Raw genomic sequence first — 7,554 nt, 5'->3', positions numbered from 1 at the left:
GCTGATTCCTTGTTTTCTTAGTTCATAGATTTGAACTTTATCCTCATAAGTTAGTTTCATTTAAAAACACCCCAAAAAGTTAGATTTTTCTGTCTAACTTTTGGGGTGCGGTTCACAGAATGCTGGGGTCTCCTTTTTATGATATAATAGGATGAATACTGAAAAACAAGGATGAAACTATGACACCGCAAGAATTTTACCAGCTCTTAGCCCAGCAGGGAATCGAGCTGACTGACCGCCAGAAAGACCAGTTTGAGCGTTATTTTGAACTCTTGGTCGAATGGAATGAAAAAATCAATCTTACAGCTATCACGGAGAAAAATGAAGTCTATCTCAAGCATTTCTATGATTCAATAGCGCCCGTTTTGCAAGGTTTGATTGATAATCAAGAGCTTAAGCTGCTGGACATCGGTGCCGGGGCCGGCTTTCCTAGCCTCCCTATGAAAATCATCTGCCCTCAGCTGGATGTGACCATCATTGACTCGCTCAACAAACGCATCAACTTCCTCAAACTGCTGGCAGAGGAGCTGGAGCTGGACAAGGTTCACTTCTACCATGGCCGCGCAGAAGACTTTGCTCAGGACAAGGCTTTTCGGGCCCAATTTGACCTCGTCACCGCCCGTGCAGTCGCTCGGATGCAGGTTCTGTCTGAACTGACCATTCCCTACCTGAAAGTTGGCGGGAAGCTCCTAGCGCTCAAGGCTTCCAATGCTCCTGAGGAACTGGACGAAGCAAAAAATGCCCTCAACTTACTCTTTAGCAAGGTCCAAGACAATCTCAGCTATGCCCTACCAAACGGTGACCCTCGCTTTATCACAGTGGTGGAAAAGAAGAAAGAAACACCCAATAAATACCCCCGCAAAGCCGGCATGCCAAATAAAAGACCGTTATAAGAAAAAAATCAGGCAAGGATTGTCTGATTTTTTATGTAACCGACTAGAAGTTCAATATACTACAAGACTACGATAAGTACAAAAAAGTCGCTTACTCACTTTCCTGTTCCTCTAGTTTTAAAACATTGATAAATTCTTCATAAGAATTGACCACATGAGCTTGACCGTCTTTTGTGACACTACCATAAACAGTTAAGTTATCAAATAACTGCTTATCTTTTGGAATTAAAAGACTGTAAATGTCTGACATCAGTTTAGGATCTGTCTTATCCGTCAAAAGATATAATTGGCCTCCTTGCTTCGTCATCAAGTCATAGGCTTTAGGGTATTCCTCCTTTAGGCGCCAATCAGAAGATTGTTTAATAACTGAATTGGGGAAATAGAGAGAAGAATTAGTATTTGTCATGCTCTCAGAATAGTAATTTTTAAGGCTTGTATAGTTGATAAAAATACTAGTTCGTCCATCCCCACCCATATTTGCCCCTTCTGGAACATCTTCCACCTTCCCTGTTCCAAGATTGAATAAGACTAAGCGACCAGGCCCTCCACCAATTTTTCTTAATTTTATTGTTCGATATTCTTGATTATTATAGCTAACAAAATAGGTGTAGCTGTCATAAGGATAATAGCCATCGTCATATTCCTGAACAGCTTTAAGTAAGTCGTACTCCTTACGGTCTAAATTATCCGTACTAGTATCATATACTTGAATTTTCCAGTACTCACCCCAAGTTAGATGTTTCAAATCAAAGTCAGAGTCATTAAAACGGTGAACAAATTGATAGCTATCCGTCGTAATATATTTCTTGCCATAAATTGCATCTGAATAACCTCCAAATTTCGATCTATACTTAGAATCTATTGGCCGCCATGTAATAGCTACCCCTTGCCTATCTGCAATAAATTCATAAGCTCGTGGTTCAATTGCATAGTTTCTTTCTTTATAACGATTATATGTAAAATATCGATACGCATCGTAAGAGCCAACTAAAGACAAAACAACTACGAGAACTACTATAAATTTCCATTTTTTCTTCATATTACTCCTTCCCTTTCAGCATGTAAGTCTCCAAAAGCTCCTAAAATATTGTATAAATAGAAGATACTTTAGGAAACCGTACATTTATAAGAAACATGCTCCATCCTACCTCCACGGATTGTAAAATCGGCCGTGATTGACTGCGAAGAGGACAAAGCAGAGCAATAGAAAGGCGACTGCCAGTGTCAGCACCAGCATATCTCGTTTGCTTAGAGCCTGATAGGTATACCAGGTGCGTTTTTTATTTTTTCCGAAACGGCGCAGCTCCATTGCTGTGGCAATGGTATTGATGCGCTCTAGCGAGCTGAAAATCAGCGGAATGATAATCTGCAGATTTCCCTTCACGCGCTGAGTCAGTTTGGCTTTCTTGGATAATTCCTGCCCACGCGCTTCCTGAGACATCCTGATTAGGAAGAATTCTTCCTGCAAATCTGGAATATAGCGGAGCGTCAGACTGACTGCGTAAGCAATTTTATAAGAAATACCAAGCTGATGTAGGCTGGAAGCAAACTGACTGGGATGGGTTGTCATGAGGAAAATCACTGCCAGAGGTATGGTCGAAACATACTTGAGCAGGAGATTAAAGAGGTAGAACAGCTCCTGAGCTGTTAAATTATAAGCTCCCCATCCGGTCCAGAGGACATCTTTGGCTCCGTAGATATCGACACCATATTGAGGGGCGAAAAGATAGACCATCACTAAGTTAAGAGCAGCAAAGGATGCCGCAAAGACTAAAACAAATGAAATATCACGGATGCGGATATGGGACAGCCGAAAGAGGCAGAGGGACAGCAGGGCTAGCCCCAGCAAAAAGCGAGTATCGTAACTAATCATGGCCGCCACTGATACCAGAACGAAGAACAGCATCTTGCTGGCACCGGACAAACCATGAAGAAACGTCTCGCCTGCATGGTAGCCGATTAATTTTCGCTGATTAAGCATGCTTGTCCTCCTTTTTTTGCATATAAAACTCGGTCAAAGCCAGAGGGTCGGCACCAATCTTCTCAGCCAGAGCAAAGATTGACGTTTCCTTTAGATGAGCCGCCGCAATCAACTCTTGATCTGTCAGCACCTGCGCAGGTGCCTTATCGGCTAAAATCTGACCATCCACCACAACCACTGCCCGATCTGAGTAATCCAGCATCAGCTGCATATCATGGGTAATCATGATAATCGTATGTCCCTGCTGGTTGAGCTCGTCTAGAAAGTCCATCATCTCGGTATAATGGCGCTGGTCCTGGCCAGCTGTCGGCTCATCCAAGAGGATAATCTCCGGATTCAGCACCAAGATAGATGCAATGGTCACCCGCTTCTTCTGTCCGAAAGACAGGGCCGAAATCGGCCAACTACGGAATTCATAGAGTCCACAGGTCTTGAGAGCCGCATGGACCCGCTCTTCGATTTCCGCTTCTGCCAGTCCGCGCAGGCGCAAGCCTAAGGCCACTTCATCAAAAATCATGGCTGCCGAAATCATCTGATTGGGATTCTGCAGGACATAGCCAATCCGCTCAGCTCGCTCCTTGATGGAGTCTCCTTTGATATCCTGACCCTGCCAGCTATAGCTCCCCTCAGTCTCGATAAACTGACAGAGGGCCTTGGCCAGGGTTGACTTACCAGCTCCATTTTTACCAACGATAGCTATCCGCTCACCCTTGAAAATCTTCAGGCTGATATCTTGCAATATAGGCTTGCCGCCGCTCTGGTAAGCAAAGGACACATGCTCCAGTTCCAGTAAGGGCTCCTGAGGCTCTTTGTCAGAGTCAGACCAATCTCTGCCTTCAAAGGTCACATCTGCCAGCTGCAACTGATCCAATCGGGACAATCTTTCAGTCTTTTCCACTTCAACGCCCAGCTGGCGCAGGGTCGAAATGTAGAGCGGTTCGCGGATGCCATTTTCAGCTAGCAGCTGGGTTCTGAGTAGGTCATCCGGCTGTCCATTAAAGAGAATGCGTCCGTCATTGATAAGCACTAGCCGGTCTACTGGCCGATAGAGGACATCTTCCAAGCGGTGCTCGATAATCAGAGTCGTCGTTTCCGTCTCCCGATGAAGTTGGTCAATCAAATCAATGGTATCCTGACCCGACTTGGGATCCAGATTGGCCAAGGGCTCGTCAAAGAGCAGAATAGGACTCTCGTCAATCAAAACCCCAGCCAGACTGACGCGCTGCTTTTGACCGCCTGATAGATCCTGGGGCCGATGCTGCAAAAACTCCGCTAAATCCAGCTTCTCTGACCAGGTTCGGACTTTTTCGCGCATAAGCGACAGCTCCATCACATCATTTTCCAGCGCAAAGGCCAGATCTTCTGCTACGCTAAGCCCGATAAACTGGCCATCCGTATCCTGCAAGACCGTGCTGACTAGATTGGACTTATCATAAATACTGGATTCAAAGGCTGACTGCCCCTTAATCAAGAGCTGACCGCTGGCCTCTCCTTTATAAATATTGGGGATAATCCCATTGAGACACTGGCCCAGCGTTGATTTACCAGAGCCAGACGGACCAACAATCAGAACCTTCTCTCCTTCGTAAATAGTCAGATTAATCTGCTTCAGGGTCGGCTCAGACTGGGCCTGATATTGAAAGCTAAAGTCTTCAAATTGGATAATTGGTTTTTTCATCTTATTTCTCTATAGTGCCAGAGCGATTTGAATCGCTAGATTGGCAATCTTATCTTTTTCGTCTAAGTCTGCATGATTGGCTAGGTTGCGCATATCCCAAGCTTCCTCAGACAAGTGGTCGGCTGCATAAAAGAACTGGCAGACGGTTATCTCTCGAAAAGCTGCTAAGGCCGCTACGGCTGAGCATTCCATATCCACACAGATCGCTCCCTCAGCCTTTCTCTGGCGGAGTTTAGCTACCGTCTCGCGGTAAATGCCGTCTGTCGTCCAGACCTTGCCCTTGCTATGGGAAATACCGCGCTCATCCAGAAAAGCTGTTAGAAAATCTTTCAAGCCAAGATTAACTTCCTGCTCACGGCTAGCTGGCTGGTAGTGATAGCTAGTCCCCTCATCACGCAGGGCCTCCGTCGGGATAATGACGGACGTTTCCTTAATCTCCTCATCCAAGATGCCACAAGTACCGAAAAGCACCAGCTTTTTCATGCCAAAAGCAATCAGGTCTTCCAGAATAGCCACACAGGCCGAAGCTCCAACCGGTGCATTGAAGAGAGCCAGTTCCCGTCCATCTGCAAAAATACGATAGATAGGAATTTCAATATTTGCCATGCTAGTCGTCGTAATCAGCTCATGTTCAAAATCCGCCAACATCCGCGCAAAAGTCTCTCTGGCAAAGCAGGAAACAGCCGTCTCCGGAAAGCCTTCTATGGATTCATTCAAGTCTTCTGGGTTAATGATGGCCTTGCGACTTTGGTCAAATTCTTCAAGTATCATAGGCTTGCTCTCTTATCCCTCTCTTCCTGATGAAACAGCCAGCAGCCCTCTGCTGACCTCATCTTACCATTGTATCATAAAAAGACGGTCTGCTGAACGCTGCCTGCATATTTTCTACATAGCCAAAGCCATAGGCAGACTCTATAGCTCAAGTGAAGTGAGTACTTTGTCCAATGATTTTCCAACAAAAAAAGACTGGGCATAAATCCCAATCTCATCTTACATAAGGGCTGTAGCAGCAGTAATCAAGCCAAATACGATGCCCGGCATATTAGCCGCTGCCAAAGGAATGTCCCGCTTCTCTTTAAATAGGCCATAAATGACCCAGAGAGTACAGTTTAGAGCAGCTACTGAAGGCTGGATAAAGTCACCCTTGTTGCCAGCTAGATTATTCATAATCTGTGGGATATAGGAAACATACATCATAACAGACATAAAAGTGGCCACCCAGCCCAAGATTAGCATGTGTTTTTCTTTCATTTCGTTCTCCTTTTTATAAAACTGACCTCTATTCTATAGCTTCTTTTTGAAATTTTCAAGATATTTTCAATAATGTTATCAAAACGAAAAGAGTCACAAAATTGTGAGAACTGCTGACAGACCTAAAAAAGCCGCCTTTTGGCAGCTCTGTTAAGATTCAAAAAGTAAATTTTCCTAGCTCTAAAACTTCGGTTCTCCATCGGGAAGTTGATTCAAAATGGCTTCCAGTTCCAGTCGACTAAGTGGCTGAATCCGGATCTGACTGGAATCCAGATAGGTGCGGTGAATATCTGGAATCTTTTCCAAAAAAGCTTTTAAATCCTTTGTTGTCAAGTATTTATAGCCCTGCGGACTGCTGGCATCCTCTATCAGGATATGGAGATGCCATTCCATGTCTTGACTAGCACCGTTCTCAATCATCTCTTTAACCAAGTAGCCCTTGGGCATGGGCTGAGTCGGAAGGACTGTGTCCACTCCTTCTGCCAGAACATAAGAACCCAGATATTTCCCATCCTGATCCTTATAATACTTAGGAGTAGAAAATTGACTCTGAATCTGCTGCATCTCGGTCAACTGCCTGCCAAACTCCTCCACAGGATCTTCAGCTTTGAATAGTTCCAGAAGTTTTTCCTGCGACATGTACAAATCATGAGCATAGCCTTCGAAAACATGCATAGGCGCAGCTGCAACTCTGGCATCGTTCAGGCCGTAGAGAATATCCGCTTCAAAATCAATATTAAAAATCCCGTCAGCAGTGTAAGTGGTGCCGTATTCATCGACAATATCCTGCTTCATCTTCTGAGCCAAACGACTCATGAAGAGAATAGCCCCTTTCCAGTCACCCACAGTTGATGGTGTCAAGACGCGGACCTGATAGGTTTCCCGGCCTGGCAGATAATAAACTTCAAACCCGCGGCCTGCCCCTTCCCAATAGACAGCCAGAAAAGTTCCGACCTGATCCAAGGATTGATAAGCCTTATCGCCCTTGAGGCCTACGACCTCAAGACCTTCCACCAAGGAAACTAGAGACAGGGGTGTCTCGACCGCCTTATAGCTAAACAAGCCCTTTCGGTTCTGAATGTAAAAAGAAATACTCATACCATGCTCCTTTCTAACTACAAAAGCCTTTCAGAAAGCGAGAAAATGCAAAATCAAAACTCAATACTGGTACAAACTAGCTTTTCTCCAAGACTTTTAAGACATGCTCCATTCTTAAAACGGACTCTGGTATTAGTATAACATTTTTGGAAGAAAAAGACGAAAAAACCTGTATCCATGAAGAGACTTTCCGACTGAAAGCTTCATCAATACAGATTCTAAAAATACATTTGAACTTCGTAAAAAGGCAATGAATAAACTTCTAAGAAAGCAAAACTCATTCTGAGCACTTCTTACTTTTTATCCTGCTGTGTCAGCTCCTGATTGTAGGACAAGGCTAGCTTGATCCAGTAAGACAGTTCCTTTTGTCCTTCGCCATCTAAATCAATATAGCCATGATAAAGCCTGCCTTTCATCACTGTGACACTAGCACCATTTTTAGGCAGAACCTGCTTTTCCATTTCCTTACCGATGCGTACCATGACAAGCTCTTGACTTCTCGAACTCACAGTAACGGTCATCTTACCTCGGACCATAAAAGCCAAACCACCAAACATCTTCTTCTCTTCTACCTCTTCTTCAAAAACATGAGGAGGAAGTTCAGTAGCTAAAATGGCACGGACTTGCTGGGCTAAGGATTCACTATAAGCCAT

The 7,554-nt window shown here is 44.5% G+C and carries 8 protein-coding genes; 1 reads left to right on the top strand and 7 read right to left on the bottom strand.

The features are described 5' to 3' along the window. Positions 1 to 179: 179 nt before the first annotated feature. Complete coding sequence (rsmG, locus tag K1I94_RS10185; protein WP_125330639.1) at positions 180 to 893, top strand: 16S rRNA (guanine(527)-N(7))-methyltransferase RsmG; 714 nt, start codon at positions 180 to 182, stop codon at positions 891 to 893. Positions 894 to 984: 91 nt separating this feature from the next. On the opposite strand, the gene K1I94_RS10180 is transcribed toward rsmG, so the two are convergent. The 7 genes from K1I94_RS10180 to K1I94_RS10150 all read right to left on the bottom strand — a co-directional run bounded on the left by K1I94_RS10180 (position 985) and on the right by K1I94_RS10150 (position 7,554). Continuing rightward, complete coding sequence (locus tag K1I94_RS10180; protein WP_223315244.1) at positions 985 to 1,932, bottom strand: hypothetical protein; 948 nt, start codon at positions 1,930 to 1,932, stop codon at positions 985 to 987. A 105-nt stretch (positions 1,933 to 2,037) separates the two neighbouring features. Then, positions 2,038 to 2,874 (bottom strand): energy-coupling factor transporter transmembrane component T family protein, encoded by an 837-nt coding sequence (locus K1I94_RS10175; RefSeq protein ID WP_223315243.1) that lies wholly within the window; start codon positions 2,872 to 2,874, stop codon positions 2,038 to 2,040. Next, positions 2,867 to 4,552 carry an ABC transporter ATP-binding protein gene (locus K1I94_RS10170; protein ID WP_223315242.1) on the bottom strand — a complete coding sequence of 562 codons (1,686 nt, stop codon included), beginning with the start codon at positions 4,550 to 4,552 and terminating at the stop codon, positions 2,867 to 2,869. The genes K1I94_RS10175 and K1I94_RS10170 overlap by 8 nt, the downstream gene beginning before the upstream one ends. Positions 4,553 to 4,561: 9 nt before the next feature. Further along, positions 4,562 to 5,323 carry a nucleoside phosphorylase gene (locus tag K1I94_RS10165; protein WP_223315241.1) on the bottom strand — a complete coding sequence of 254 codons (762 nt, stop codon included), beginning with the start codon at positions 5,321 to 5,323 and terminating at the stop codon, positions 4,562 to 4,564. Positions 5,324 to 5,542: 219 nt separating this feature from the next. Further along, positions 5,543 to 5,803: a SemiSWEET family transporter gene (locus tag K1I94_RS10160; protein WP_002898091.1), complete on the bottom strand. Its 261-nt coding sequence runs from the start codon at positions 5,801 to 5,803 to the stop codon at positions 5,543 to 5,545. A gap of 180 nt (positions 5,804 to 5,983) precedes the next feature. Further along, complete coding sequence (locus K1I94_RS10155) at positions 5,984 to 6,901, bottom strand: DUF4299 family protein (protein WP_223315240.1); 918 nt, start codon at positions 6,899 to 6,901, stop codon at positions 5,984 to 5,986. A gap of 293 nt (positions 6,902 to 7,194) precedes the next feature. Beyond that, complete coding sequence (locus K1I94_RS10150) at positions 7,195 to 7,554, bottom strand: TfoX/Sxy family protein (protein ID WP_223315239.1); 360 nt, start codon at positions 7,552 to 7,554, stop codon at positions 7,195 to 7,197.

The sequence above is a fragment of the Streptococcus sanguinis genome (genome assembly GCF_019929145.1).
GTDB lineage: Bacteria > Bacillota > Bacilli > Lactobacillales > Streptococcaceae > Streptococcus > Streptococcus sanguinis_U.
Note: the sequence above shows the minus strand (reverse complement) of the source record. Positions and strands in the feature narration are given on the sequence as shown.

Bases quoted from the DNA above. Each gene is read 5' to 3' on its own strand.
- rsmG (WP_125330639.1), top strand. From the start codon at position 180: ATGACACCGCAAGAATTTTACCAGCTCTTAGCCCAGCAGGGAATCGAG.
- K1I94_RS10180 (WP_223315244.1), bottom strand. From the start codon at position 1,932: ATGAAGAAAAAATGGAAATTTATAGTAGTTCTCGTAGTTGTTTTGTCT.
- K1I94_RS10175 (WP_223315243.1), bottom strand. From the start codon at position 2,874: ATGCTTAATCAGCGAAAATTAATCGGCTACCATGCAGGCGAGACGTTT.
- K1I94_RS10170 (WP_223315242.1), bottom strand. From the start codon at position 4,552: ATGAAAAAACCAATTATCCAATTTGAAGACTTTAGCTTTCAATATCAG.
- K1I94_RS10165 (WP_223315241.1), bottom strand. From the start codon at position 5,323: ATGATACTTGAAGAATTTGACCAAAGTCGCAAGGCCATCATTAACCCA.
- K1I94_RS10160 (WP_002898091.1), bottom strand. From the start codon at position 5,803: ATGAAAGAAAAACACATGCTAATCTTGGGCTGGGTGGCCACTTTTATG.
- K1I94_RS10155 (WP_223315240.1), bottom strand. From the start codon at position 6,901: ATGAGTATTTCTTTTTACATTCAGAACCGAAAGGGCTTGTTTAGCTAT.
- K1I94_RS10150 (WP_223315239.1), bottom strand. From the start codon at position 7,554: ATGGCTTATAGTGAATCCTTAGCCCAGCAAGTCCGTGCCATTTTAGCT.